Source organism: Neisseria subflava, assembly GCF_005221305.1.
In the GTDB taxonomy this organism is placed as follows: domain Bacteria; phylum Pseudomonadota; class Gammaproteobacteria; order Burkholderiales; family Neisseriaceae; genus Neisseria; species Neisseria subflava.
The window spans coordinates 1-25043 of sequence record NZ_CP039887.1; the positions used below are offsets into that span (position 1 = coordinate 1).

The 25043-nt window shown below is 51.8% G+C and carries 23 protein-coding genes and 1 pseudogene; 11 read left to right on the forward strand and 13 right to left on the reverse strand.

The annotated features are described in order from the left end of the window. Both dnaA and dnaN read left to right on the forward strand, forming a co-directional pair. The gene (gene dnaA / locus FAH66_RS00005) at positions 1 to 1569 is read left to right on the forward strand and encodes a chromosomal replication initiator protein DnaA (protein ID WP_137040032.1); all 1569 of its coding nucleotides are present in this window, start codon (positions 1 to 3) and stop codon (positions 1567 to 1569) included. 106 nt (positions 1570 to 1675) lie between these two features. After that, on the forward strand, positions 1676 to 2779 hold the full coding sequence (gene dnaN, locus FAH66_RS00010) for a DNA polymerase III subunit beta (protein WP_070749423.1): 1104 nt from the start codon (positions 1676 to 1678) through the stop codon (positions 2777 to 2779). Positions 2780 to 2919: 140 nt separating this feature from the next. Here dnaN and FAH66_RS00015 read toward each other — a convergent pair whose 3' ends face one another. From FAH66_RS00015 to orn, 6 genes are all read right to left on the reverse strand, one after another. Continuing rightward, positions 2920 to 3282, reverse strand: coding sequence for an ACP-like domain-containing protein (locus FAH66_RS00015; RefSeq protein ID WP_049328541.1), 363 nt, complete (start codon positions 3280 to 3282; stop codon positions 2920 to 2922). A gap of 297 nt (positions 3283 to 3579) precedes the next feature. After that, complete coding sequence (locus tag FAH66_RS00020) at positions 3580 to 5166, reverse strand: L-lactate permease (RefSeq protein ID WP_003684590.1); 1587 nt, start codon at positions 5164 to 5166, stop codon at positions 3580 to 3582. A 332-nt stretch (positions 5167 to 5498) separates the two neighbouring features. Further along, positions 5499 to 6134: a 7-carboxy-7-deazaguanine synthase QueE gene (locus FAH66_RS00025; protein WP_049352016.1), complete on the reverse strand. Its 636-nt coding sequence runs from the start codon at positions 6132 to 6134 to the stop codon at positions 5499 to 5501. A gap of 106 nt (positions 6135 to 6240) precedes the next feature. Continuing rightward, complete coding sequence (locus FAH66_RS00030; protein ID WP_003684508.1) at positions 6241 to 6612, reverse strand: DUF1304 domain-containing protein; 372 nt, start codon at positions 6610 to 6612, stop codon at positions 6241 to 6243. Positions 6613 to 6685: 73 nt separating this feature from the next. Continuing rightward, positions 6686 to 7108 (reverse strand): 6-carboxytetrahydropterin synthase QueD, encoded by a 423-nt coding sequence (queD, locus tag FAH66_RS00035; RefSeq protein ID WP_137040034.1) that lies wholly within the window; start codon positions 7106 to 7108, stop codon positions 6686 to 6688. 63 nt (positions 7109 to 7171) lie between these two features. Beyond that, positions 7172 to 7729: an oligoribonuclease gene (orn, locus tag FAH66_RS00040; protein WP_137040036.1), complete on the reverse strand. Its 558-nt coding sequence runs from the start codon at positions 7727 to 7729 to the stop codon at positions 7172 to 7174. Between the two features lie 133 nt (positions 7730 to 7862). Here orn and dxs point away from each other — a divergent pair, with 133 nt between their 5' ends. After that, positions 7863 to 9752, forward strand: a complete 1890-nt coding sequence (gene dxs, locus FAH66_RS00045) for a 1-deoxy-D-xylulose-5-phosphate synthase (protein WP_137040038.1) — start codon at positions 7863 to 7865, stop codon at positions 9750 to 9752. Positions 9753 to 9817: 65 nt separating this feature from the next. Next, positions 9818 to 11218 carry an L-serine ammonia-lyase gene (locus FAH66_RS00050; RefSeq protein ID WP_049328547.1) on the forward strand — a complete coding sequence of 467 codons (1401 nt, stop codon included), beginning with the start codon at positions 9818 to 9820 and terminating at the stop codon, positions 11216 to 11218. 79 nt (positions 11219 to 11297) lie between these two features. On the opposite strand, the gene FAH66_RS00055 is transcribed toward FAH66_RS00050, so the two are convergent. Beyond that, on the reverse strand, positions 11298 to 11519 hold the full coding sequence (locus FAH66_RS00055) for a hypothetical protein (protein ID WP_004519529.1): 222 nt from the start codon (positions 11517 to 11519) through the stop codon (positions 11298 to 11300). Between the two features lie 8 nt (positions 11520 to 11527). Next, a complete protein-coding gene (locus FAH66_RS00060; protein ID WP_137040040.1) occupies positions 11528 to 12157 on the reverse strand; it encodes a C40 family peptidase in 630 nt (209 codons plus the stop codon). A 260-nt stretch (positions 12158 to 12417) separates the two neighbouring features. Here FAH66_RS00060 and hslO point away from each other — a divergent pair, with 260 nt between their 5' ends. After that, positions 12418 to 13314: an Hsp33 family molecular chaperone HslO gene (gene hslO / locus FAH66_RS00065; RefSeq protein WP_137040042.1), complete on the forward strand. Its 897-nt coding sequence runs from the start codon at positions 12418 to 12420 to the stop codon at positions 13312 to 13314. Positions 13315 to 13485: 171 nt separating this feature from the next. On the opposite strand, the gene tyrS is transcribed toward hslO, so the two are convergent. The 5 genes and pseudogenes from tyrS to ppc form a co-directional block, all read right to left on the reverse strand. After that, a complete protein-coding gene (tyrS, locus tag FAH66_RS00070) occupies positions 13486 to 14784 on the reverse strand; it encodes a tyrosine--tRNA ligase (RefSeq protein ID WP_137040044.1) in 1299 nt (432 codons plus the stop codon). An 83-nt stretch (positions 14785 to 14867) separates the two neighbouring features. After that, on the reverse strand, positions 14868 to 15323 hold the full coding sequence (locus FAH66_RS00075) for a hypothetical protein (RefSeq protein ID WP_007342076.1): 456 nt from the start codon (positions 15321 to 15323) through the stop codon (positions 14868 to 14870). Positions 15324 to 15427: 104 nt separating this feature from the next. Then, positions 15428 to 15612: pseudogene (locus FAH66_RS10940) on the reverse strand (carbohydrate kinase); the annotation flags it as partial. Positions 15613 to 15683: 71 nt separating this feature from the next. Continuing rightward, entirely contained in the window at positions 15684 to 16775 is a 1092-nt protein-coding gene (ychF, locus tag FAH66_RS00085; protein ID WP_049352033.1) for a redox-regulated ATPase YchF, read from the reverse strand. Positions 16776 to 16914: 139 nt separating this feature from the next. Beyond that, positions 16915 to 19617 (reverse strand): phosphoenolpyruvate carboxylase, encoded by a 2703-nt coding sequence (ppc, locus tag FAH66_RS00090; RefSeq protein ID WP_137040046.1) that lies wholly within the window; start codon positions 19615 to 19617, stop codon positions 16915 to 16917. A gap of 187 nt (positions 19618 to 19804) precedes the next feature. On the opposite strand from ppc, the gene FAH66_RS00095 reads away from it, so the two are divergent. From FAH66_RS00095 to FAH66_RS00120, 6 genes are all read left to right on the forward strand, one after another. Further along, positions 19805 to 20269: a cyclic pyranopterin monophosphate synthase MoaC gene (locus tag FAH66_RS00095; RefSeq protein ID WP_049352038.1), complete on the forward strand. Its 465-nt coding sequence runs from the start codon at positions 19805 to 19807 to the stop codon at positions 20267 to 20269. Positions 20270 to 20318: 49 nt separating this feature from the next. Beyond that, on the forward strand, positions 20319 to 21065 hold the full coding sequence (locus FAH66_RS00100; RefSeq protein WP_208648091.1) for a HesA/MoeB/ThiF family protein: 747 nt from the start codon (positions 20319 to 20321) through the stop codon (positions 21063 to 21065). A gap of 186 nt (positions 21066 to 21251) precedes the next feature. Continuing rightward, positions 21252 to 21596 (forward strand): CidA/LrgA family protein, encoded by a 345-nt coding sequence (locus FAH66_RS00105; protein WP_049328555.1) that lies wholly within the window; start codon positions 21252 to 21254, stop codon positions 21594 to 21596. Beyond that, positions 21596 to 22294, forward strand: coding sequence for an LrgB family protein (locus FAH66_RS00110; RefSeq protein WP_070591425.1), 699 nt, complete (start codon positions 21596 to 21598; stop codon positions 22292 to 22294). The genes FAH66_RS00105 and FAH66_RS00110 overlap by 1 nt, the downstream gene beginning before the upstream one ends. Positions 22295 to 22336: 42 nt before the next feature. After that, on the forward strand, positions 22337 to 23557 hold the full coding sequence (gene argJ, locus FAH66_RS00115) for a bifunctional glutamate N-acetyltransferase/amino-acid acetyltransferase ArgJ (protein WP_137040050.1): 1221 nt from the start codon (positions 22337 to 22339) through the stop codon (positions 23555 to 23557). A 77-nt stretch (positions 23558 to 23634) separates the two neighbouring features. Continuing rightward, entirely contained in the window at positions 23635 to 25005 is a 1371-nt protein-coding gene (locus tag FAH66_RS00120) for a chloride channel protein (RefSeq protein ID WP_137041577.1), read from the forward strand. The last annotated feature ends 38 nt before the right edge of the window (positions 25006 to 25043 follow it).

Consider the following 25043-nt stretch of genomic DNA (forward strand, 5'->3'; position numbering starts at 1 on the left):
ATGACGTTAGCTGAATTTTGGCCGCTGTGCCTTCGCCGCCTTCACGAAATGTTGCCTGCCGGGCAGTTTGCGCAATGGATTGCGCCTTTGACCGTGGGCGAAGAAAACGGCGTATGGGTGGTGTATGGTAAAAACCAATTTGCCTGCAATATGCTCAAAAGCCAGTTTGCCGCCAAAATTGACGCCGTGCGTGCCGAATTAGTGCCTCAGCAGGCTGCTTTTGCGTTTAAGCCGGGCGTAGGTACGCATTATGAAATGGCGGCTCAGACTGTTGCGCCGGTGCAAGTGCAAGAGGTCATTGAAGTTGAAGAGTGTGTAGAGCCTGTTCAAATGCCTTTGCAAACTGCTGCGCCAATGGAAGAAAATAGGCCGTCTGAAACGGTTTCCAAACCTGCAGCTGCCATGACGGCTGCCGAGATTTTGGCGCAACGCATGAAAAACCTGCCGCATGAGCCTCAAGTGCAAACTACTGCTTCGGCTGAATCTAAAGCAGTTGCCAAAGCCAAAACCGACGCGCAACACGATGCGGAAGAAGCGCGCTACGAACAGACCAATCTGTCGCGTGACTATACATTTGAAACTTTGGTGGAAGGTAAGGGCAACCGCCTTGCTGCCGCAGCCGCCCAGGCGATTGCTGAAAATCCGGGGCAGGGCTACAACCCGTTTTTCTTATACGGCAGTACCGGTTTGGGTAAAACCCACTTGGTGCAAGCCATCGGCAACGAATTGCTGAAAAACCGTCCTGATGCCAAAGTGCGCTATATGCACTCGGATGACTATATCCGCAGCTTTATGAAGGCGGTGCGCAACAATACTTACGATGTATTCAAGCAACAATACAAACAATATGACCTGCTGATTATCGACGATATCCAGTTCATCAAAGGCAAAGACCGTACGATGGAAGAATTCTTTTATCTGTACAACCATTTTCACAATGAGAAAAAACAACTTATCCTGACGTGCGACGTATTGCCTGCCAAAATCGAAGGTATGGATGACCGTCTCAAATCCCGTTTCTCATGGGGTTTGACTTTGGAACTCGAACCGCCCGAATTGGAAATGCGCGTGGCGATTTTGCAGAAAAAGGCAGAAGCGGCCGGTATCAGTATCGAAGACGAAGCCGCTCTGTTTATCGCCAATCTGATCCGTTCCAATGTGCGTGAGCTGGAAGGCGCGTTCAACCGCGTCAGCGCCAGCAGCCGTTTTATGAACCGTCCTGTCATTGACATGGATTTGGCGCGTACGGCTTTGCAGGATATTATTGCCGAAAAACACAAAGTCATTACCGCCGACATCATCATCGATGCGACAGCCAAATACTACCGTATTAAAATCAGTGATATATTGGGCAAAAAACGTACGCGCAATATTGCCCGTCCGCGCCAAGTTGCCATGAGCTTGACCAAAGAGCTGACCATGCTCAGCCTGCCTTCTATCGGTGATGCCTTTGGCGGTCGCGATCACACGACTGTGATGCACGGTGTCAAAGCGGTGGCGAAACTGCGCGAAGAAGATCCCGAATTGGCGCAAGACTACGAAAAACTGCTGATTTTGATTCAGAACTGAACCAATGCAATATTCAGATGGCCTGATGTCAATGTGAGGCCGTCTGAATACAAAAAATATTTTAAAATACCCAAATCAACCGATTTCAAATTCAAAGGAATGGAACATGCTGATTTTACAAGCCGATCGCGACAGTCTGCTCAAGCCGTTGCAAGCCGTTACCGGTATTGTCGAACGTCGCCATACTCTGCCGATTTTGTCTAATGTGTTGCTGGAAAGCAAAGACGGACAAACCAAACTTTTGGCAACCGACTTGGAAATCCAAATCAATACCGCCGGCCCTGAAAGTCAGGCAGGCGATTTCCGTATTACGACCAACGCTAAAAAATTCCAAGACATCCTGCGTGCTCTGCCTGACAGTGCGCTGGTGTCACTGGATTGGGCGGACAACCGTTTGACTCTGCGCGCGGGAAAATCCCGTTTTGCCCTGCAAACCTTGCCGGCTGAAGACTTTCCGTTGATGAGCGTCGGCAGCGACGTCAGTGCGACTTTCTCACTGACTCAAGAAACCTTCAAAACCATGCTTTCGCAAGTGCAATACAGCATGGCAGTTCAAGATATCCGCTATTACCTCAACGGTTTGCTGATGCAGGTTGAAGGTAATCAGCTGCGCCTTGTTGCAACCGACGGCCACCGCCTTGCTTATGCGGCCAGTCAAATTGAAGCAGAACTGCCGAAAACGGAAGTGATCCTGCCGCGTAAAACGGTATTGGAACTCTTCAAGCTGTTGAATAATCCGTCCGAGTCCATCACCGTTGAGCTTTTGGACAATCAAGTACGCTTCCAATGCAATGGCACAACCATTGTCAGCAAAGTCATCGACGGCAAGTTCCCTGACTTTAACCGCGTGATTCCTTTGGATAATGACAAGATTTTCCTCGTATCCCGTACCCAGCTTTTGGGTGCACTCGAGCGTGCCGCCATTCTTGCCAATGAAAAATTCCGCGGCGCACGACTGTTCCTGCAGCCTGGTTTGCTGAGTGTCGTATGTAGCAACAACGAGCAGGAAGAAGCGCGCGAAGAGCTGGAAATCGCTTACCAAGGCGGAGAACTCGAAGTCGGTTTCAACATCGGCTACCTGATGGATGTGTTGCGTAACATCCACTCCGACGATATGCAGCTTGCTTTCGGCGATGCCAACCGTTCAACGCTGTTTACTATGCCGAACAATCCGAACTTCAAATACATCGTAATGCCGATGCGTATTTAATTGTTGTGTGAACAAACAAAAAGAGCGTGTACGGTACACGCTCTTTTTTATATGCTTGAATCAAAAGGCCGTCTGAAAATTGTTTTTCAGACGGCCTTTCTATCAAACCAGGATGATTCGGTTAAATAGGAAAACTGGGATTAACGTGGACGTGGTTCGCAGTTTTTCACCAGGAATGAGCCGTTAGGGGCGTTCACGCCAACTACTTCAGAAGTAGTGTGGGTGTTTTTGTCGATGAAACCGGCAGACATTGTATAGCCGCGGCGGTTGGTGAAAGTAGTGCCAGTGCTGTCAGAACGTTTTTTGTCGACAACCAAAGAGGCTTTTTTGCCACCGGCGTTTACGTCGGCAGTAACTGCACGGCCGCTACGGTCAAAGCCGTACATCACGTTCAGTGATTTGCCACCGTCACAACTGTAAGAAACGAAGCCGGCAGGTGCAGCGGCAGCGGAGAAGGAAACAGTAGCCAATGCGGCTGCAGTGATAACAGAAAGTAATTTCATGATCTAAGCTCCATATGAGTGTTGTGTGTTATCTTGCAAAGTGAGAAAGGGTTTCCGTTTGCAGATGAAGCGTATTTTAGGCGTTTTGTCGGTAGTGGCAATTGGGTAAATTGCAAAACAGTGTTTACTTATGGTTACCGGATTGTTTATTAATAGAAAGTTGTTTGTAATTTGGTGTTGCAAAGTGGTTATGCGGGTTGTTGCGGAATATATACATTAATGATTCTTTAAGAAATATAGCGAAAGAATACAAAAAAGGCCGTCTGAATATTCAGACGGCCTTTGATATGAAGCGGTTTAGAAGAAGAAAATTGCAGCCACAGTCACGGCGATGATGCCGTAGATGCTCATCGGGATCACAGTTTTCTTGATGATGGCGCCTTCGGCGTTGTTTACGTTCAACACGCTGCACACGGCGATGATGTTGTTGATGCAGACCATGTTGCCCATTGCGCCGCCGACAGATTGCAGGGCGAGGATGAGGGTAACGGACAGGCCGGTATCAAGCGCGATTTGTTGTTGAATCGGACCAAAGGTCAGGTTGGATACAGTGTTGGAGCCGGAGAAGAATGCACCGATTGCACCCAGGTATGGGGAGAAGTACACCCAGTGTTCGCCAGCCGCATTGGCAAATTCTTTACCGATGATTTTCACCATGGAGTCGTCGCCGCCAACCATCATCAGTTGAACCATAATCAACGCACCCATCAGGGCAAGCAGAGGTTTTTTGGTTTGGTTGAAGGTTGCAGCATAGAAAGACCACGCATCTTTGAATTTGGTTTTGTACAGCAGGATGCAAATCCAAACGGTGAAGACAAACGGAATCCAAGCCGGAACGTAGAGGGTTTGGTAGGAAGCGTTTACGCCTTGGCCGAAGATGTTGCCGAAGGTGATGGTTAGGGAGTCGCTGACGGTGATTTTGGACAAATCAAACGGCAGTTGGAAGCTGAACCATTCTTCTTTGCTGGTCAGCAGGCCTTTGATGCCCAGTTGTTTGATACGGGTGATCACCAGCATGCCGATCAGCATACCCAAAGGAGCCAGTGCTTTGGCAACTTGTGCGAAAGGTACTTTTTCTGCATTCGGGTCTTTGGCGTAATCTTTGCTCAAGCCCCAGCCGCGGTTTGCTGCGAATACGGACACCATCAGGCCGATTGCGCCGGCAACCAGAGATGGGAATTCTTCATTAACCATTGCCAAGGCAACGTAAGGAAGGGTACAGGAGAATACGGCGATACCGATGAAGCCCAAGTTTTTGCGGATTTCAGCCCAAGGTACGATGAAGCTCAAGCCGATCACAGGGATGATGAAACCAGCAAAGAAGTGCATTACGCCGGTTCTCATACCGATTTCCATAATGCTCTTTTGATCCAAGCCCAAAGGCGCGAAGCCGAACCAAGTCGGGGTACCTACTGCACCGAAGGACACGGGTACGGAGTTCATGACCAAAGTGAAGATGGCTACTTTTAATGGGTTGAAGCCCAAGCTCATCAGGATTGGCGCGGCAATGGCGGCAGGTGTGCCGAAACCGGATGCGCCTTCAATCATAAAGGCGAAAGACCAGCCGATAATCATCAACTGGGCAATCGGATTCGGGCTGATGGTAGCCAGCCATTTGCGGATGACGTCGATACAGCCGGTGGTTTCCATCATGCGGTTAAACATAATGGCACCGAAAATCACGGTAATCGGGGTCAGGGTAGAGACGAGGCCGGACGCGGCTGTTGCGTTGAGCAACATAGCGTCGTTGCCGAAATAAAACAGTTTGATGGCATAAATCAGCGCGGCGGTAATCGGCAGCGCGACGTAGGACGGCATACTGTTTTTCTTAACCATCAGCCAGATCAGCAGCACAATGGGAAAAATACTGAGAAAGAGAGCCATGGGATTATCCTTGGGGCAACGGGCACCATAACCGTCAATCAATGGCGGTTTGATGCGATGTGTTGAGTAATAGATGTTTTTCGAATAAGGATTGCCACTTTTTTAGATGCAACCAGTTATCAGGTAAATTGGTTTTACCAATTTATGAAAACTGTTGCACACTTTACGTAATCTTATGTAATCGGTCAAGAGGTTTGTAACAAAAAAGGCCGTCTGAAATTGGGTTTTCAGACGGCCTGAGAGCATTGCCAGTAGTGCATTTGGTCGAATATCGAATGGTATTTACATTCAATATTTTGTAAAGGATTTGTTTTTAATTGATTTCAAACGAATTATTCTATTCCTGCCCATTTATGCGTCTGTACGCTCAGTTGCCAATGGACGGGGGAGTCGGATCGGCTGTTTAATACGCCGATTTGGCGGATGGTGTCGTAGATATTCATCACACCGTCTTGTTCGCAAGGCGAGAGGTAGTAATGTTGGGCGCGGATTTTGCGTTCCATCTCTTGGCAAAACGCAACGACATCGCCGTCGGCAACAATACGCACTTCGTCGGCTTTCTCGATGCAACTAGATTCATATTTGGCGGCATAGCAGGCTTTAGGGCTGGTGGCAACGTAGTCGATTTGCGGCGGCGCGGTGTTGAGGCCGTTGGTTTCGATACACAGAAAATAGCCTTCGGCTTTGAGTGCATTGAGCAGGGTATCCAAATGCGGTTGGATGGTGGGTTCGCCGCCGGTAATGATGATGTTGCGCGCCGTGTAGGTTTTCAGACGGCCTAAAATATCGGATAGGCTCATCATGCCGAATTTGAGGTAGTCGGTATCGCACCAGCTGCACGCGAGATTGCATTTGCCCAAACGGATGAAAACGGCGGGCATGCCTGTATTCCAGCCTTCGCCTTGCAGGCTTTCAAAGATTTCGACAATGCGGTATTGGGGATTGTTTGGTGTGATTTGAATGGTCATGAATGTCGGGTGTGCGGGATTTAATTGTTGTGGTGAAGCGTTTTGAGAAATCGGTTGAGGCAGCCATTCTTTCTGTTAGGTTGAGGGGAAAGAATGGCTGGTGTGTTTAAGCGGTAATGACGGCTGCGGCGGCCAAAAATGCCGGCAAGCCTTGTTTGAGCAAAATGCCTTTGTTGCCGGATGAAAACGCGCCCCATGCGGCGGCGATGAGGACGAAGCCGAGGAACAGAATCGTCGCGCCGTAAACGGCGTTGTCGGGTGCGGCAAAGCGCGCCCATACCAAGCCGATGGCGAGGAAGCCGTTGTACAGGCCTTGGTTGGAAAACAGAGTTTGCACGCGTTTTTGTTCCATAAATTCGTAAGGCATGTTGAACAGTTCCGACGCTTTTTCGCTTGGGATTTGCGTCATTTCGAGCCAGGCGATGTAGAAGTGTTCGACAGCGACGAAAAGGACGAGGAGGGTGGAGAGGAGTTTCATAAAGATTCCTTTTGATGTTTAGCGTATGAGGTATTGATGGGAACAGGCCGTCTGGAAAATAGAGGACAGCAGTTTATTCCCCTTCATATTCCGTACACGACGTCGGCGTTTCCCATAATTTCACGCTGCACACTTTGATACCGGCGTTTTTCAGACGGCCATACATTTCTACGCTCATGTTTTCGGCGGTGGTACGGCAGGGTAGGCGCAGGGTTTTCATGTTCCAGCCTTCCAAAAGCGCGGCGATTTGGCTTTCGCGTTCGTTGTTGCCGTGATAGATGAAGGCATGGTCGAACGGGTCGGTAATGTGTTGTTTGACGATGGCTTTCAGGTCGGTAAAGTCCATCACCATGCCGTCTTTTGCACCGCCTTGGATAACGGGCGCGGAGACGGTAATTTCGAGTTTGTAGGTGTGGCCGTGAAGGTTTTGGCACTTGCCGTCATGCCCGTCGAGCATATGCGAGGAATCGAAGGTAAAGATTTTGGTGATTTTCATGAGATGAAGGAAGCCGATGAGGCCGTCGAAACGGTGTAAAACCTGTTTCAGACGGCCTTGGGATTATTGTTCGGAAGGGAGTTTGAGGAAATGCTTGCGATAATGGCGCATTTCTTCGATGCTTTCGAGGATGTCGTCCAATGCCTTGTGCGAACCGCGTTTGACCACGCTTTTGGCGACTGCCGGATTCCAGCGTTTGGCCAATTCTTTCAGCGTGGACACGTCTAAGTTGCGGTAGTGGAAATAGGCTTCCAAACGCGGCATATATTTAACCATGAAGCGGCGGTCTTGATGAATGGAGTTGCCGCACATGGGCGTAGATTTCTCAGGTATCCATGCGGACATGAAATCCAACAGGTTTTGCTCGACTTCGGCTTCGGTCAGTTTGGACTCGCGCACGCGTTGGGTCAGGCCGGTGCGGCCGTGGGTGGCGGTGTTCCACTCGTCCATGCCATTGAGTAACTCGTCGTTTTGATGGATAACGTAAACGTCCGATTGCGCCAGTACGTTCAAATCGGAATCGGTAATGATCATGGCGACTTCGATGATGCGGTCGTGTTCCGGATTGAGGCCGGTCATTTCCATATCGAGCCAGCAGAGATTGTTTGCGTTTTGGGTCATTTCAGACGGCCTTGTGTTTTCAGTTGGCAGTATTATAAAGGATAAAGGTTCGGGCCGTCTGAAAGCATTTGTAACAAGTTGTGCAATCTCTTGATATAATCGTCCGTTACACAAAAAATCACCGCCAAAAATCATGAACCCAAGCCCTTTGCTCGATATTATCGATACGCCTCAGGATTTGCGCCGTCTGGAGAAAAAACAGCTGCCGCAAGTCGCCGCCGAATTGCGCGAATTTCTGTTGGATTCCGTCGGTAAGACGGGCGGCCATTTCGCCAGTAACTTGGGCGCGGTCGAGCTGACGGTGGCCCTGCATTATGTGTACGACACGCCCGAAGACCATTTGGTCTGGGATGTCGGCCATCAAAGCTATCCGCACAAAATCCTCACCGGCCGCAAAAATCAAATGCACACCATGCGCCAATACGGCGGTTTGGCCGGTTTTCCGAAACGCAGTGAGTCGGAATACGACGCATTCGGCGTGGGGCATTCTTCCACATCCATCGGCGCGGCATTGGGCATGGCCGTTGCGGACAAACAGTTAGGCAACAACCGCCGCAGCGTCGCCATCATCGGCGACGGAGCCATGACGGCGGGTCAGGCGTTTGAAGCCTTGAACTGCGCAGGCGATATGGATGTCGATTTGCTGGTCATCCTCAATGACAACGAAATGTCGATTTCCCCCAATGTCGGCGCGTTGCCGAAATACCTCGCCAGCAACGTCGTGCGCGATATGCACGGTCTGTTGAGCACCATCAAAGCCCAATCGAGCAAAGTATTGGATAAATTGCCCGGCGCGATGGAGCTTGCCCAAAAAGTTGAAAACAAAATCAAAACCTTGGCAGGCGAAGCGGAACACGCCAAGCAGTCGCTGTCTTTGTTTGAAAACTTCGGCTTCCGTTATACCGGCCCGGTGGACGGCCACAACGTTGAAAATCTGGTGGACGTATTAAAAGACTTGCGCGGCCGCAAAGGCCCTCAGTTGCTGCACGTCATCACCAAAAAAGGCAACGGCTACAAATTCGCCGAAAACGACCCTGTCAAATACCACGCTGTCGCCAAGCTGCCGAGCGAAGTGCCTGCCCCGGAAGTCAAACCTGCCGCGTCCAAACCGACTTATACGCAAGTGTTCGGCCAATGGCTGTGCGACCAAGCGGCGGCGGACGAGCGTTTGATTGCCATCACGCCTGCCATGCGCGAGGGCAGCGGCTTGGTTGAGTTTGAACAGCAATTCCCCGACCGCTATTTCGACGTCGGCATCGCCGAGCAACACGCCATTACTTTTGCAGGCGGCTTGGCATGCGAAGGCATTAAGCCTGTCGTGGCGATTTACTCCACTTTCCTGCAACGCGCTTACGACCAGTTGGTACATGACGTTGCCTTGCAAAACCTGCCTGTTTTGTTCGCCATTGACCGCGCAGGTATTGTCGGTGCAGACGGCCCGACCCATGCCGGTTTATACGACTTGAGCTTTTTGCGTTGCGTGCCGAATATGATTATTGCTGCGCCGAGCGACGAAAATGAATGCCGCCTGCTGCTCTCAACCTGCTATCAGGCAAACTCTCCATCTGCCGTCCGTTATCCGCGCGGTACAGGCACGGGTGCAACTGTTTCAGACGGCCTGGAAACCGTTGAAATCGGCAAAGGCATCATCCGTCGCGAAGGCGAGAAAATTGCCGTTATTGCCTTTGGCAGCATGGTTGCCCCATCATTGACCGCCGCCGACAAGCTGAACGCCACTGTTGCCGATATGCGCTTTGTCAAACCGATAGATGAAGAGCTGATCGTCCGTCTTGCCCGAAGCCACGATTACATCGTTACCGCCGAAGAAAACGCCGAACAAGGCGGCGCAGGCAGCGCAGTGTTGGAAGTGTTGGCGAAACACGGCATCTGCAAACCGGTATTGCTGCTGGGTGTAGAAGACAAAGTTACCGAACACGGCGATCCGAAAAAACTTTTAGCCGATTTGGGGCTGAATGCCGAAGCCGTTGAAAAACGCATTGGCGGTTGGATAGAGACTGTTTAAGCTTTACAAACAACAGGCCGTCTGAAATCTTCAGACGGCCTTTTCAGACTATAAGGGAAAACCCCATGATCAGTATTTTCGATATTTTTAAAATCGGCATCGGCCCGTCCAGCTCGCATACCGTCGGCCCGATGAAGGCTGCGGCCGCTTTTGCCGATTTGCTGCATGCCGAAAACTTGGATACGCAAGTGGCGCGCATTGTCATTGAAGTGTACGGCTCGCTTGCCTTGACCGGCATCGGACACGGCACATTCGACGCATTATTGCTTGGTTTGGAAGGCAGCCTGCCGCACGATATTCCGCTTGCAGACATCCCCCAACGCTTGGAACGCATCCGTACGCAGCACGTTTTAAAACTCAACGGCCGTGAAATGGCATTCAATCCTGAAAAAGATTTGGATATCCGCGGCGACAAAGTGTTGCCCAAACATCCGAACGGTTTGAACTTTATCGCCTACAATTCAGACGGCCAGAAGCTGAAAGAGCAGATTTATTATTCGGTCGGCGGCGGTTTTATCGTAACAGACGAAGGGTTTGCACAAGAAGCGCAGGAAAATTCAGACGTGCCATATCCTTACAAAAACTGCGACGAGCTGCTGGCACAATGCCGTCTGAACCAGTTGAATATTTCCGAAGTCGTGTTGGCCAATGAAGCGGCGTTGGCAGGTTGCGATGAAGCGGAAGTACGCCGCCGTGTGGCTGCCGTGGCCGATGTGATGGAAAACTGCATCAAGCGCGGCTTGGGTGCGGAAGGGCAGCTGCCGGGCGGCTTGAACGTCCGCCGCCGCGCGCCGCAGTTGGCGGCCAAACTCAAAGTCCTGCGTGAGAGCGAAATCGTCAATACCCAACTTTGGCCGATGGTGTACGCCATGGCGGTTAATGAAGAGAACGCCGCCGGCGGCCGTGTTGTAACTGCACCCACCAACGGCGCGGCAGGCATCATTCCTGCCGTCTTGCACTATTTCCGCAAATTTAATCCGCACGCCAACCAATCGCGTGTCGAAGATTTCCTGCTGACTGCCGGTGCCATCGGTATTTTGTATAAAACCAACGCGTCGATTTCCGGCGCGGATGTAGGCTGCCAAGGTGAGGTCGGCGTGGCGTGTTCCATGGCGGCTGGCGCATACGCCGAAGTTATCGGCGGTACACCGAAACAAGTGGAAAACGCCGCCGAAATGGCAATGGAACACCACTTAGGCCTGACCTGTGACCCGGTCGGCGGCTTGGTGCAAATCCCCTGTATCGAGCGCAACGGCATTGCCGCCGAAAAAGCCCTCAAGCTTGCTACCCTTGCGCTTTTGGAAGACGGCACAGACAAAAAAGTCTCACTTGATGAAGTGATTCAAACCATGTTGCAAACCGGCCGTGACATGAAGGCAACCTACAAAGAAACCTCACTCGCAGGCCTGGCCATTACCTTGCAGAAAAAAGCCGTGCCGGTATCCGTGCGCGTGGTGGAATGTTAGCAATAGGGTAGGGGTCTGGCCAATAAGAAAAGGCCGTCTGAAAAACTTTCAGACGGCCTTTTTTGTATGGATCGAATAACTAACCGTTTTTTTGATAAGGGTTTTCCAGTCCGGCCATTAAGTCGCGGAAGTATTCGCGTAGCTGTTTTTCGGAACAACCCATCAGCAGCGCGTCTTCAAATGCGTCCTGCGCTATTTGGTACAGTTCGTTCAAGTTTTCGGTCATGACTTTGACTTTTTCGGTGCAGGAAACAATCTGACCGTCATCGTCATACCATTTGGGCATTTGCGGCATTGCCATCATGCACCTCAATTCAAGAAACGGGATGGATCGTTTTTCTTCACGCGGCGGCCGAAGGCGTATTTCGCGCTCCAATATTTGTGGCCGAGGCTGGTAATTTCGATACGTTTGCCCGTTCTCGGCGCATGAATGAAATTGTTGTTGCCGATGTAAAGGCCGACGTGGGAAATACGGCCGGGACCCATGGTGCGGAAAAAGACCATGTCGCCCGGCTGCAATTCCGAACGGCTCACGGCAACGCCCATTTGTGCCTGTTCGGCAGAGGTGCGCGGCAGGTTTATACCCATGGCGCGTTTAAAGATGTGTTGCATAAAGCCGCTGCAGTCAAAGCCGGTAGAAGCCGATGTGCCGCCGTAGCGGTAGGCTACGCCGAGCAAGCCCATGGCGCTGCCGATCAATTCGTCTGCATTGCCTGAAGGTGCGCGCGTATTGTTGCTTGGATCGGGGTGTGTATTGACGGGGTGGACAGGGGTTGCCTGACGCGTATTGCTGTAAACGTTGGCGTTGTCGTTGAATTGGTTTAAAACATGCTGACGGGTGGTAATCAGGTTTTCCAAATCATCGGCGTAAGAAAAATTGACGCTCGCGAGCATGGCGACCGAAGTCCAAACTGCTGCGAGCCGGAGTAAAAAATTCATTATAAAAACTTCCGTTTCAGAAGGCATTCCCTGCCGATTGCAGGCACATTGCCGGTTTCTGAGATGTTATCCCGTATCATTCTCTTGTTATCTGCTTGATTGTATTCAAAAACTGTCTTTTTGGCAAAAAAACTGCTGTTATTTTGCGTTAAACCCTTGTTTCCAAACAAACTAGAAAAACATCAAACACGGTTTCGCTTGATTTATCCGCCGCTGCAGCCATATAAGCGGCATTCATTGATTTATTTTCAGAGACTGACATGACACAAAATCACAGCGATATCCGTACACGCTTTATCTTCGACGATATGCCTATCCGCGGTATGCACATCCGCCTTGAAAAGGTTTGGCACCACATCGTCAACCAAAAACATTATCCTGTCGCCATCCGTCGCGCATTGGGCGAATTGTTGGCCGCCGGTTCTTTATTGTCTGCCAACCTTAAAAACGAAGGCACGCTGATTGTTCAGGTTCAAGGTCAGGGCCGTCTGAAAATGTTGGTGGTGGAAGCGACTTCTGAAAATACTGTCCGCGCTACCGCGCGTTGGGACGAAACTGCTGAAATCCATGATGACGAAAGCCTGACTGCGCTATTGGGCGAAAACAGCGTGTTCGTTTTGACCCATCAGCCTAAAGATGCCGACCCATGGCAAGGTGTTGTCCCTCTGGAAGGCGACAGCATTGCGCAAATGTTGGTCAACTATATGAAACGTTCCGAGCAGCTCGATACCTATATTACGCTTGCTGCCGACGACCAAGCAGCAGGCGCATTATTGCTGCAACGTCTGCCGGAAGAAGAATTGGACGATGCCGCGTGGGAACATGTAACTACGCTTGCGCAAACGCTTACTTCGCAAGAATTGACCGGTTTGGACGCTTATCACGCCCTTTACCGCCTTTACCATGAAACCCCGCCCCGCGTTTTTGAACCGGAGACTATTGAATTTGCCTGCACCTGCTCTCGCGGCAAAGTCAGTGATATGCTGTTGATGCTTGGCGGTCAGGAAGTCGGCGGTGTAGTGGCAGAACAAGGCAGCATTCAAATCGATTGCGATTTCTGCCATACCAAGTATGTGTTTGATGAAACCGATGTCAACGCTTTGTTTGGCGCGGATGTGGTAAATGCCGTTCGTCAAGAAAATGAGCGTTTGCAGTAAGCAGGGAATAAAAGTTTTTTAAGGAAATTGGCTTAATAGAAGGGCAGGTGTAATACCTGCCCTTTCTTTTTGGAAAATTGGATATTATCAATAGAAAATGCCGTCTGAAAAAAAGCGTGGCTGATTTCAGACGGCATGATTGTTTTAAACGATGTGTTTAATGTTTAAAGATTATTTCCAAACCAACAAAGCGTGGTTGCGTTTGCCGCGGCGGACGATGGTGTATTTGCCGAAGCGTTTGTGCGCGTCGGTCAGCAGGTAGGCATCGTCGGGGCGTTCGGCGGCGTGGTTCGGGTTGTTCAATTCGGCGGCTTGTCCGTTGAGCAATACCGCTTTGCTGTTCACAAAACCGCGCGCTTCTTTGTTGGAAGAAGCCAAGCCGGTTTTGACCAAGGCTTCGACGACGTTGAGGCCGTCTGAAACTTCAAATGCGGGCAGACCGTCGAGGGCGAGCTGTTCGAAGTCGCTTTCAGTCAGGCTGCTTTGGTCTTCGGCAAACAGGCTTTCAGAAATGCGCTGCGCGGCTTGCAGGGCGGCTTCGCCGTGAATCAGGCGGGTCATTTCTTCGGCGAGGATGCGTTGCGCTTCGGGCTTGGTGCCGCTGGCTTGGTCTTTCGCTTCGATGGCATCGATTTCTTCGATAGACAGGAAGGTGAAGTATTTCAGGAATTTATACACATCGGCATCGGCAACTTTCAGCCAGAACTGGTAGAACTGATACGGCGAGGTTTTCTTCGCGTTCAGCCATACCGCGCCTCCTTCGGTTTTGCCGAATTTGGTACCGTCGGATTTGGTGACCAGCGGCAGGGTCAGACCGAATACTTGTTTTTGGTTCAGACGGCGGGTCAGGTCGATACCGGCAGTAATGTTGCCCCATTGGTCGGAGCCGCCGATTTCCAAAACCGCGCCATGGCGTTTGTTCAATTCGGCAAAGTCGTAGCCTTGCAGCAGGGAATAGGCGAACTCAGTAAAGGAAATGCCCACATCGTCGCGCTCGATACGCTGTTTGACGGACTCCTTGTTCAACATGGCGTTGACGGAGAAATGCTTGCCGATGTCGCGCAGAAAATCGAGACAGTTCATGCTGCCGAACCAGTCGGCGTTGTTCGCCATAACGGCGGCGTTTTCGCCTTCAAAGCTCAAGAAAGGGGTCAGTTGGTTGCGGATGCTTTCTACCCATCCGGCAACAGTTTCGGCAGAATTCAAGCTGCGTTCGGCGGCTTTAAAGCTTGGGTCGCCGATCATACCGGTCGCACCGCCCACCAAAGCGATCGGCGTATGCCCCGCCTGTTGGAAACGGCGCAATGCCAACACGGGCAGCAAGTGGCCGATGTGCAGGCTGTCGGCTGTCGGGTCGAAACCGCAGTATAGGGCGATTTTTTGTTCGTTTAACAAAGCGTCTAAGGCTTCGATGTCGGTCGTTTGCGCGATAAGGCCGCGCGATTTCAAATCTTGAATAATGGAAGTCATGCTGTTTCCTTGAATGGGTTTTCAGGTAGCCTTTTGGCTGACGGCAAAAGGCCGTCTGAAAACCAAATTTATCTGATGCCAGCTCAGCCTAAATTTGGTTTTAATTTCAAGCCGAAATAGGGTTCAAGTATCAGATACTCAAATAATTCAAGTTCGTTCTCTGGTACTTCTGTGAATGTGGAATTATGGTTTGGAGTCCACCATTTTTGCTCGCCTTGATAGCTGCCAGATTTTTTTGAAGCCCTAATTAAAGTATAAGGCCGCTCTATCCATCCTTCCGAGTCACCAAAAAAATTGGCCGGGCCTGTAAACTGGCCTAAAAGATAGATACCTTTGTTGCCATGAGTAAGATAGAAATAATCGCCAATGGGGGCTTTAACAAATTTTTCAGCTTGAGTAACAGCAGAACCACCTTTTGATTTGGTGTTTTTGCTAATCATCACAATATTTTTAGAAATATAGTAAATCAAATCTTCAAAAGAAAAATCTTCTGATCCATGCGACATTTTCCAAAAACTCGGTATAAATTTATTTTCCATAAAATTCAGTCCTTATACATTAAATGAAATACACAGCTTTCAAACTTTCAGACGGCCTTTTTTCAGGTAGCCTTTGCTTTTCAGACGGCCTGTTGCACCGACGGGTTCATCAGTTCTTCCACGTCGGCCAGCGAGAGTTCGGGGTCGGTTTGGATGAGGTGGGTGGCGACGTTTTTGGCGGCGATGCGGCGCAGCAGTTCTTCGCCGTCTGCGTCGTCGCCGCGCCGCCGAGCACTTTGCCTTCGGGAAAATCGTCCCACAATACTTCGCCGAAACTGCTGATTTTCATGGCGTATATCCTTTTTGGAACTCGTTTTGAGGCCGTCTGAAAAGGTTTTCAGACGGCCTCTGCCTTGCTGTTTACACGTTGAACAGGAAATGCATCACATCGCCGTCCTGCACCACATATTCCTTGCCTTCCACGCGCATTTTGCCCGCTTCTTTGGCTTTGGCTTCGCCGCCGAGCGCGACGAAATCGTCATAGGCGATGACTTGGGCGCGGATGAAGCCGCGTTCGAAGTCGGTGTGGATGACGCCGGCGGCTTGCGGGGCGGTGTCGCCTTTGTGGATGGTCCAAGCGCGGACTTCTTTGACCCCGGCGGTGAAGTAGGTTTGCAGGCCTAAGAGGTCGTAGCCGGCACGAATCAGGCGGTTTAGGCCCGGTTCTTCCAAGCCCATTTCGGCGAGGAATTCGGCTTTTTCGTCGTCTTCCAGTTCGGCGATTTCGCTTTCCATCGCGGCGCAAACGGCCACAACCGGCGCGTTTTCTTTTGCAGCCAATTCTTTCAGGCGGTCGAGGTGCGGGTTGTTTTCAAAACCGTCTTCGGAAACGTTGCCGACGTACATGGCAGGTTTGGCAGTCAGCAGGAACAGCGGTTTGAGCATGGCGAGTTCTTCTGCGTCCAAACCGAAGGAGCGTACAGGTTTGCCTTCATCCAAATGAGGCAGCAGTTTTTTGCACAAATCGACCAGTTTTTGCGCGTCTTTGTCGCCTGAGCGTGCGCGTTTTTCTTCGCGGACGATGGCTTTTTCGACACTGGCCAAGTCAGCCAGTGCCAACTCGGTGCCTATGGTTTCAATGTCGGCAATCGGATCGACTTTGCCTGCAACGTGAACGATGTTGTCGTCGTCAAAGCAGCGCACAACGTTAACAATCGCGTCAGTCTCGCGGATGTTGGCGAGGAACTGGTTGCCCAAGCCTTCGCCTTTGCTCGCACCTGCAACCAAACCGGCGATGTCGACAAATTCGACGATGGCAGGCTGCATTTTTTGCGGATTGACGATTTTTGCCAATTCGGCCATACGCGGATCGGGGACTTCAACGATGCCGACGTTGGGTTCGATGGTACAGAAAGGATAGTTTGCCGCTTCGATACCCGATTGGGTCAGCGCGTTAAAGAGGGTGGATTTGCCGACGTTGGGCAAACCGACGATGCCGCATTTCAAGCTCATGGTTTTTCCTGAAAAGATAAAAGTTTAACGGCGAATTATAGCATATTGTGGAGGTACTCAAAACAGCCGCAATGCTGGTGTGTTCTTATGATAAAAGGCCGTCTGAAAATTGTTTCAGACGGCCTTTTTTCGTACTGCTTTAACCGGTATTACGCAAACCTTGCGCCACGCCGTTGATGGTCAGGTGAACCATCAGCAGGGCGTGCGGATTGTCAGGCTCTTTGCGCAGGCGTTTGAGCATGGCGACTTGCAGGCCGTTGAGGGCGTTCAGATATGGAATCCTCAAGGCAAGAGAACGGGCGAGGCTGCGGTTGTCGCGCAGGAGCTCTTCGGTTTGCAGCAGGTCAAGCAGTGCTTTGCGGCTGCGTTGGTATTCTTCCTTGATCATGCCGAAGATGACTTTTGCTTTATCGGGCGATTCGCTCAAGCCGGCATAGTTTTCCGCCAAGGTGATGTCGGTTTTCGCCATCACTTGCTCCATATTGGAGAGCATGGCTTGGAAGAACGGGTTGCTTTGGGCGTGTTCGCGCAGGGCGGCCAGTGTGTCGGGATTGCCTTCGCACAAGGTTTCCACTGCGCTGCCGAAACCGTACCAAGCCGGCAGCATGAGGCGGTTTTGCATCCATGAGAATACCCACGGAATCGCGCGCAAGTCCTGAATCCGCGCCAAGGTTTTGCGGCTGGCGGGACGGCTGCCGAGGTTGAGGGTGGCAATTTCCTGAATCGGGCTGGTTTGCAGGAAGTAGTCGATGAAGTCGGGATGGGTAATCAGTTCGCGGTAGTATTTGAACGATACTTCCGACAAATCCTGCATCAGTTTGGCATCAGGGTCTTTTTTGTCCGGCAGGATGCTGGCTTCCAAAGTCGCGGCAACCAAGGTTTCCAAGTTGCGTTGGGCATTGCCCGGGTCGGCGTATTTGGCGGTAATGACTTCGCCTTGCTCGGTAATGCGGATTTGTCCGGCAACGCTGCCCGCAGGTTGCGCCAAAATGGCTTGGTAAGATGGGCCGCCGCCGCGACCTACGCTGCCGCCGCGGCCGTGGAACAGACGCATGCGGACATCGTATTTTTTGAAGAGTTCGACCAAGCCCAACTCTGCCTGATACAGACACCATGAGCTGGTAACGTAGCCGCCGTCTTTGTTGGAGTCGGAGTAGCCGAGCATGATTTCTTGGATGTTGCCGCGGCTTTCGAGCAGGGCATCATACCAGTCGAGACGGAACATGGTTTCCATGACCGGACAGGCGTTTTCGAGCGCTTCGATGGTTTCAAACAGAGGCACGATATTGATGCGGCTGTGCGGTTTGCCGTTTTCCACCACCAACAGGCCGCTTTCTTTCAGCAGCAATGCCAAGGCGAGCAGGTCGCTGGGTTGTTCGCAGTTGGAAATAATGCTTTGTGTAACGGCATCTTCACCGAATTCGTCTTTGATTTTGCGCGCTTCGTTGAAAATTGCCAATTCGTGGCGGGTATGGTCGCTGTATGTGATGAACGGGCTGTACAGCGGACGTTGATGGCTCAATTCGCGCAATAAGGCGGTTTGTTTTTGCTCTTCGTTCAGGCTGTTGTAGTCTTCCAAGCCTGCATGTTGGAAAAGCTCGGCAACCACATCGGCGTGTTTGCCTGCGTGTTGGCGCAGGTCGAGCGGCATCATGTGGAAGCCGAACACGGATACGCTGCGGATAATATTGGCCAGACGGCCTTCCGCCAGCAGTTGGCTGCCGTTTTCGTGGAGCGAGCGTTGCAGTTTTTTCAGGTCGTTGAGGAACTCTTCGACCGTGGCATAAGGCTCGAGGAAGCCGAATTTGCAGCCCATGCCCAAACCGAGTGAGCGTGCTTTGCCCATAGCGCGTGCCATGATGTAGGCGATGGCGCGGCGGTAAGGTTCTTCGGTGCGGGCGATTTCTTCGTCAGGCGAGAGGGCGGCCAGTGCCATCACGTCGTCGTTGACTTTGACGCGGCGGATGGAGAGCGGCAATTCGCGGTAAAGTTTGTCGAGTTCGCCGCGATAGAAGCGAAATACTGCGTCGGCATGCCGTCTGAACGCAAAACGCAAGGTTTCGGCAGAAACGAACGGGTTGCCATCGCGGTCGCCGCCGATCCAGCCGCCGATTTTGAGGATATTCGGAACGTGGACGCCGGGATAGGCCGTCTGAAAATCGCGTTCCATTGTGCGGTAGAGTTTAGGCAGGGCTTCAAAGAAGCTCATTGGGAAGATGGATACACCGTTGTTAATTTCGTCGTTGACGCTGAGTTTGTGGCGGCGCGTTTCACTGGTCTGCCACAGGCCCAAAAGGACAGTGTCGATTTCGCGGCGCAACTGAGCTAGTGCTTCGGGGTTGGTGCAGCGTTCGCGTTGCGGCAGCAGCGCGCGGATGCGGCGGTTGAAGCTCAAGACGGTTTGACGTTGTACTTCGGTCGGGTGCGCGGTCAAAACGGCGGTAACGACCGTGTTGTCCAGTTGTTGCTGCACCGCTTTGCCGTTGACTTTTCCGGCTTTGAGCTTGCGCACGGTTTCCGTCAGGCTGCCTTCGGCACTGTTGTGTCCGGCCTCTTCGTGGATTTGGCGGCGGCGTTCGTGGTGTACGTCTTCGGCGATGTTCAAAATCTGCGCGAACAGGCCGCAGGCCAAGGTTAAATCGTGGGTTTGTTGTTCGTCCAATTGCGGCAACACCTTCTCAATCAGGGCAGCACTGTCGTCTGAAGTCGATAATAGCTTAACGGTTTCGACCACCAAAGGCGACGCTTCCTCATGCAGCAGATTGAAAAGAGACTGTTTTAAAAATTCCGCATCCGCTGCCAGAGCGGCATCTTTTGGATTATTCAAGATATGCAGTTGCATGATTTTTCTCTTATTTAAATGTTAATTTGGGTGTATCGTGAATCCATTGTATAGCAGATTTTTATAAACTGCCAATGGTAACACCCGATACATTTCAAACCGGAAAACGGCCGTCTGTATCCGCCGCGTGGTCGCTGTCTGTAAAATGCCGTAAAATATTGCCCATCAAAACAGAGGTGAGAAACCCATGATTGAATTTCCCAACCAACCCGATTTTCCTGAGCAACACACCGCCGTCGCCGTCGGCACTATCAACATGAGCCAGCAGGCGATAAGGGTGTTGATAGAGAATGCCACCGAAAAGGCAAGTATCCTGACCATTGCCCGCGTTGCCGCCATTCAGAGCATCAAACAGACTGCCAACCTGATTCCGCTGCACCTGCCCGGCCGCATCATCGGCGTGCAGGTTGATTTCGATATTAACGTTGAGTTGGCCTGCCTGAAGGCCACGCTGACCGTCCAAGCGCACAGCAACGGCAGCATTGCCACCGAAGCCCTGGCCGGCCTAAATTTGGCGCTCTTGAGCGTTTACGACATGATGAAAGACGTTGACCGCAACATGATGCTCAGCGGCATCCGCCTCGAATCCGAAACCAGCAGCGAAGGCCGTCCTTTCCTGTTTGACAACGCATACGAAAATATTAATTTCTAAATCACTCAGGCCGTCTGAACATTGGGTTTCAGACGGCCTTATTATTATGATGAACGATCAACAACTCCTGCGGTTCAGCCGCCATATCTTGCTTGACGAAATCGGTATCGAAGGCCAAGAAAAACTCTTGTCCGCCCATGTGCTTGTTGTCGGTTGCGGCGGGCTGGGTGCGGCGGCCTTGCCGTATCTTGCCGCCGCCGGTATCGGCAGCCTGACGATTGCCGATGCCGATACCATCGACGAGACCAACCTTCAACGCCAAATCACGTTTACCGAAGCCGACATCGGTAAAAACAAGGCTTTGGTCATGCAAGGCCGTCTGAAACAGATCAATAGCCAAACACACATTACAGCCATTGCCGAATTTCTCGATGAGGCCAGGCTTGTCGAATTGGCAAACGCCGCTGACATCATCCTTGATTGTTCCGACAATTATCCCACACGCCAAGCAGTTAACCGCGCCTCCGTTGCCACGCGCACGCCTTTGGTTTCCGCAGCGGCCGTCGGCTTTGACGGACAAATCGCCGTGTACCGTCCCGATCTTCCCGATACGCCCTGCTATGCCTGCCTGTTTGATGGCGAACAAGCCAGCGACGGCGCTTGTGCATTGTTCGGCGTTTTTTCGCCATTGGTCGGCGTTATCGGAACGACCCAAGCCGCCGAAGCGCTTAAAGTGCTGATCGGTATCGGTACGCCGTCGCACGGCAAACTTTCTACCTACAACGCGTTGAGCGGAAAATGGCAGCAATACGGGGTGAAACACAATCCCGAATGCCCGGTTTGTGGCAGCCGTTAAAGACAAAAAGCAGGGTAGGGGTTTCAATATTGCCTAAGCCAATCCGCTAGAGTAATCATGCTTATCTTTCATTAAACTTGAAGGAAGGCGTTTCTGCCCTTTTCAGACGGCCTGTGGCACGATATGATTCAATGATTAATAAATTTTTTGAGGCCGTCTGAAAAGGGATAAGGAGAAACCGGCTTAATGAATATTATTCGTGCCTTATTGGTGGTATTGGGTTGCCTGGCTTTGGGCGAGGCAACCGTTTGGATTTTGGGGTTGAAGCTGCCGGGCAGTATTGTCGGCATGGCTTTGCTGTTTGCCGCGCTTCAGGCCGGCTGGGTCAAATTGTCTTGGGTGGGAGAGCTGGCAGACATTTTGATGGCAAACCTGACTTTGTTTTTGGTGCCGCCTTGCGTGGCCGTCATCAGCTATTTGGATGTGATTGCAAACGACTGGTTTTCGATTTTGACGGCCACAATCGGCAGTACGATCTGCGTATTGTTGGTGACCGGCAAAGTGCATGAGTGGGTCAGGAGGCGGATGTGATGAATATAGACGGGCTGTTGCGCATGCCCTCGGTCATGCTATTCCTGACTTTGGCCGTGTATGCTTTGGCGGTGCAGATTCGGACGCGCACGGGGAATGTGCTGTGTAATCCGGTATTGATCAGTACGCTGGTGTTGATGGGGTATTTGAAGGTATTTTCCATCGATTACGAGCTGTACCATTCTGCCTCGCGCTTTATTGATTTTTGGTTGAAACCGGCAGTCGTGTTGCTGGCCGTGCCGCTTTATCGAAATTGGGACCGTATCCGCAGCCAGTGGTTGCCGGTGGTGTTGTCGCAGTTGGCGGGCAGCGTGACAGGCATTGTTACGGGCGTGTATTTTGCCAAATGGTTAGGTGCTTCGCATGAAGTGATTTTGTCGCTGGCTTCCAAATCCGTGACGAATCCGATTGCGATTGAAATCACAGCGTCTATCGGCGGTATTCCGGCGATTACGGCGGCAACGGTGATTATTGCCGGACTTTTTGGCCAGATGGCCGGATATAAAGTGTTGAAAGGAGCATTGTATATGCCTTCTTCAGTGGGAATGTCTTTGGGTACGGCCTCACATGCGATGGGTATTGCGGCATCTTTGGAATACGGCCGCCGTATGGCCGCATATGCCGGCTTGGGCTTGACGCTCAACGGCGTGTTGACGGCGATATTGGTGCCTATCTTGATTCCCTTATTGGGCGTATAGCGTTTAGGCCGTCTGAAAATAGTGTAAACAGGAGAAAATGATATGGCTGTAAATTTGACTGAAAAACGTGCAGACGAATTGTTGGAAATCGACGGCATCCGTCTGTTTACAGGTCGTGCCGGCATCAAGCAACAAGACCGCGACGATTTGACGCTGATGGTGTTGGGCGGCGGACATACGGTGGGCGCAGTGTTTACGCAAAACCGTTTCTGCGCCGCGCCGGTGCATATCGCCAAGTCGCATCTGTTTGACCAAGACGGCGTGTGTGCCTTAGTCATCAATACGGGCAATGCCAATGCGGGTACCGGCGCACAAGGCCGTCTGGACGCGATCAAAGTGTGCGCGGCGGCGGCGGAACAGGTCGGCTGCCAATCCAATCAGATTATGCCGTTTTCGACCGGCGTGATTTTGGAGCCTCTGCCTGTGGATAAAATCGTGGCCGCCTTGCCGCAAGTACGTCCTGCATTCTGGTCGGACGCGGCGCGTGCCATCATGACGACGGATACTGTACCGAAAGCCGCTTCACGCACAGGCTTGGTCGGCGAAAAACACACAGTCCGCGCCACCGGTATCGCCAAAGGCTCGGGCATGATTCATCCGAATATGGCGACCATGTTGTCGTTTATCGCTACCGATGCCAAAGTGTCCCAACCGATTTTGCAGCTGATGACGCAAGAAATCGCAGACGAAAGTTTCAATACGATTACCGTGGACGGTGATACCAGCACCAACGACAGCTTCGTGATTATGGCGACGGGCCGTTGCGGTCAGAGCGAAATTGATAATACCGCCGATCCGCGCTATGCGCAGCTCAAGGCATTGCTCGGTTCGTTGGCTTTGGAACTGGCGCAGGCGATTGTCCGTGATGGAGAGGGCGCAACCAAGTTCATCACGGTTGAAGTGCAAAACGCGAAAACCCGCGAAGAGGCGCGCAAAGTGGCTTATGCCGTTGCCCATTCGCCTTTGGTGAAAACCGCTTTCTTTGCCTCCGACCCGAACTTGGGCCGTCTGTTGGCAGCAGTCGGCTATGCCGGTATTGAAGACTTGGATGTTGATGCTTTGAAAATGTGGCTGGATGACGTGTTGGTTGCCGAAAACGGCGGCCGCGCGGAAAGCTATACCGAAGAAGCAGGGCAAGCGGTGATGAACCGTCCGGAAATCACCGTCCGCATCGATTTGCAACGCGGCGATACGACGGCAGCTGTTTATACCTGCGATTTGTCGCACGAATATGTGTCGATTAACGCGGATTACCGTTCTTAAAAACCTTTATCCTTGTTTTCAGACGGCCTTTGAGAAAAGTATCAAGGCCGTCTGAACACATTGACTGCGTGTTTATGATGAAATTTCCCCAGACTTGGGCGGCGCGCCTTGCCCACAAAATCCGCCAAACCAAACGCCTGTCGAAAAAGAGCATTGCCCTTCTGTTTTTGCTGGCAGGATCGGCATTGGTTGCCCTGACGGCTTTGATGTTTGCGTACTTGGCGGATTTGGCTTTGGAATGGAACGCCTTGTTGGTGGGAAAATATCCGTGGTTTGCGTGGGTGGCTTTGCCGTTGGGTTTGCCGCTTTTGGCATGGTTTACGCGCAAATTTGCGCCGTACACTTCCGGCAGTGGTATTCCGCAGGTCATCGCTTCGTTGTCTTTGCCTTATGGCGCGCAGAAAACCCGTTTGATTCGTCTGGGCGAAACCTTTTTTAAGATTCCGCTGACGTTTTTGGGCATGATTTTGGGGGCGTCGATCGGCAGGGAAGGGCCGTCTGTACAAGTGGGTGCGGCGGTCATGAACGCTTGGGGTGCGTGGTGTAAAAAGCACGGGCTGGCGTTTAGGGGCATGCAGGAAAACGATTTGATTGCCGCAGGTGCGGCCGGCGGTTTGGCGGCGGCATTTAACGCGCCTTTGGCCGGCGTGGTGTTTGCCATCGAAGAATTGGGGCGCGGCGTGCTTTTGCGTTGGGAACGCCAAATCCTGATGGGAGTGTTGGCGGCCGGTTTCATTCAAGTGGCGATACAGGGCAACAACCCGTATTTCTCAGGTTTTCAAGGGCATGAGCTGCCAAACATGCTGATGTGGGCGGCGGTGTCGGGCATCGTCTGCGGCGTGGCTGGCGGATTGTTCAGTAGCTTTTTGTATCGTGGCGCGGCGGCATTCGCACCGGTACGCTGGCGCAGTTTCATCCGCCGTCATTTGTTGGTGGTCGCCTTTGTAATGGGTATCTTGCTCGCGCTGCTCGGTACGTTTTATCAAGGTAAAACCTATGGTACGGGCTATCACGAAGCCGCAGCCGCACTAAAAGGCGCGTATGAAGCGCCGTTCGGCTTGGCCGCCGCAAAATGGGCAGCGACCGTGTTCAGCTACTGGGCAGGTATTCCCGGCGGTATCTTCACGCCGTCTTTAACCATCGGCGCGATGATAGGCGAACACATGGCTTCTTTCGCGCAACTGGGCGACGCGTCCAATGTCGCGGTTTTGCTCTGTATGGCCGCATTTCTTGCCGCCGCGACCCAATCGCCGTTGACCGCCGCCGTGGTGGTCATGGAAATGACGGGCGGACAGAATTTACTGTTTTGGATGTTGTTGACTTGCATCTTCGCTTCGCAAGTCTCGCGCCAATTCTCGCCGCATCCGTTTTACCATGCCGCAGGTTTGCGCTTCAGACGGCATATTGAAGCCGAAAGCGGACATGTTCAGCACGAGAAAAAAGAATAGGTCGGTATATAAAAGGCCGTCTGAAAATCAGATTTCAG

What these genes read in the sequence shown, in the direction of transcription:
- hslO (WP_137040042.1), top strand. Translation starts at nt 12,418, where the DNA reads ATGACACAAAATCACAGCGATATCCGTACACGCTTTATCTTCGACGAT.
- FAH66_RS00050 (WP_049328547.1), top strand. Translation starts at nt 9,818, where the DNA reads ATGATCAGTATTTTCGATATTTTTAAAATCGGCATCGGCCCGTCCAGC.
- dnaN (WP_070749423.1), top strand. Translation starts at nt 1,676, where the DNA reads ATGCTGATTTTACAAGCCGATCGCGACAGTCTGCTCAAGCCGTTGCAA.
- FAH66_RS00105 (WP_049328555.1), top strand. Translation starts at nt 21,252, where the DNA reads ATGAATATTATTCGTGCCTTATTGGTGGTATTGGGTTGCCTGGCTTTG.
- dnaA (WP_137040032.1), top strand. Translation starts at nt 1, where the DNA reads ATGACGTTAGCTGAATTTTGGCCGCTGTGCCTTCGCCGCCTTCACGAA.
- argJ (WP_137040050.1), top strand. Translation starts at nt 22,337, where the DNA reads ATGGCTGTAAATTTGACTGAAAAACGTGCAGACGAATTGTTGGAAATC.
- orn (WP_137040036.1), bottom strand. Translation starts at nt 7,729, where the DNA reads ATGACCCAAAACGCAAACAATCTCTGCTGGCTCGATATGGAAATGACC.
- queD (WP_137040034.1), bottom strand. Translation starts at nt 7,108, where the DNA reads ATGAAAATCACCAAAATCTTTACCTTCGATTCCTCGCATATGCTCGAC.
- FAH66_RS00025 (WP_049352016.1), bottom strand. Translation starts at nt 6,134, where the DNA reads ATGACCATTCAAATCACACCAAACAATCCCCAATACCGCATTGTCGAA.
- FAH66_RS00060 (WP_137040040.1), bottom strand. Translation starts at nt 12,157, where the DNA reads ATGAATTTTTTACTCCGGCTCGCAGCAGTTTGGACTTCGGTCGCCATG.
- tyrS (WP_137040044.1), bottom strand. Translation starts at nt 14,784, where the DNA reads ATGACTTCCATTATTCAAGATTTGAAATCGCGCGGCCTTATCGCGCAA.
- FAH66_RS00075 (WP_007342076.1), bottom strand. Translation starts at nt 15,323, where the DNA reads ATGGAAAATAAATTTATACCGAGTTTTTGGAAAATGTCGCATGGATCA.
- FAH66_RS00020 (WP_003684590.1), bottom strand. Translation starts at nt 5,166, where the DNA reads ATGGCTCTCTTTCTCAGTATTTTTCCCATTGTGCTGCTGATCTGGCTG.
- FAH66_RS00095 (WP_049352038.1), top strand. Translation starts at nt 19,805, where the DNA reads ATGATTGAATTTCCCAACCAACCCGATTTTCCTGAGCAACACACCGCC.
- FAH66_RS00055 (WP_004519529.1), bottom strand. Translation starts at nt 11,519, where the DNA reads ATGGCAATGCCGCAAATGCCCAAATGGTATGACGATGACGGTCAGATT.
- FAH66_RS00120 (WP_137041577.1), top strand. Translation starts at nt 23,635, where the DNA reads ATGAAATTTCCCCAGACTTGGGCGGCGCGCCTTGCCCACAAAATCCGC.
- FAH66_RS00030 (WP_003684508.1), bottom strand. Translation starts at nt 6,612, where the DNA reads ATGAAACTCCTCTCCACCCTCCTCGTCCTTTTCGTCGCTGTCGAACAC.
- FAH66_RS00100 (WP_208648091.1), top strand. Translation starts at nt 20,319, where the DNA reads ATGAACGATCAACAACTCCTGCGGTTCAGCCGCCATATCTTGCTTGAC.
- ppc (WP_137040046.1), bottom strand. Translation starts at nt 19,617, where the DNA reads ATGCAACTGCATATCTTGAATAATCCAAAAGATGCCGCTCTGGCAGCG.
- dxs (WP_137040038.1), top strand. Translation starts at nt 7,863, where the DNA reads ATGAACCCAAGCCCTTTGCTCGATATTATCGATACGCCTCAGGATTTG.
- FAH66_RS00110 (WP_070591425.1), top strand. Translation starts at nt 21,596, where the DNA reads ATGAATATAGACGGGCTGTTGCGCATGCCCTCGGTCATGCTATTCCTG.
- ychF (WP_049352033.1), bottom strand. Translation starts at nt 16,775, where the DNA reads ATGAGCTTGAAATGCGGCATCGTCGGTTTGCCCAACGTCGGCAAATCC.
- FAH66_RS00015 (WP_049328541.1), bottom strand. Translation starts at nt 3,282, where the DNA reads ATGAAATTACTTTCTGTTATCACTGCAGCCGCATTGGCTACTGTTTCC.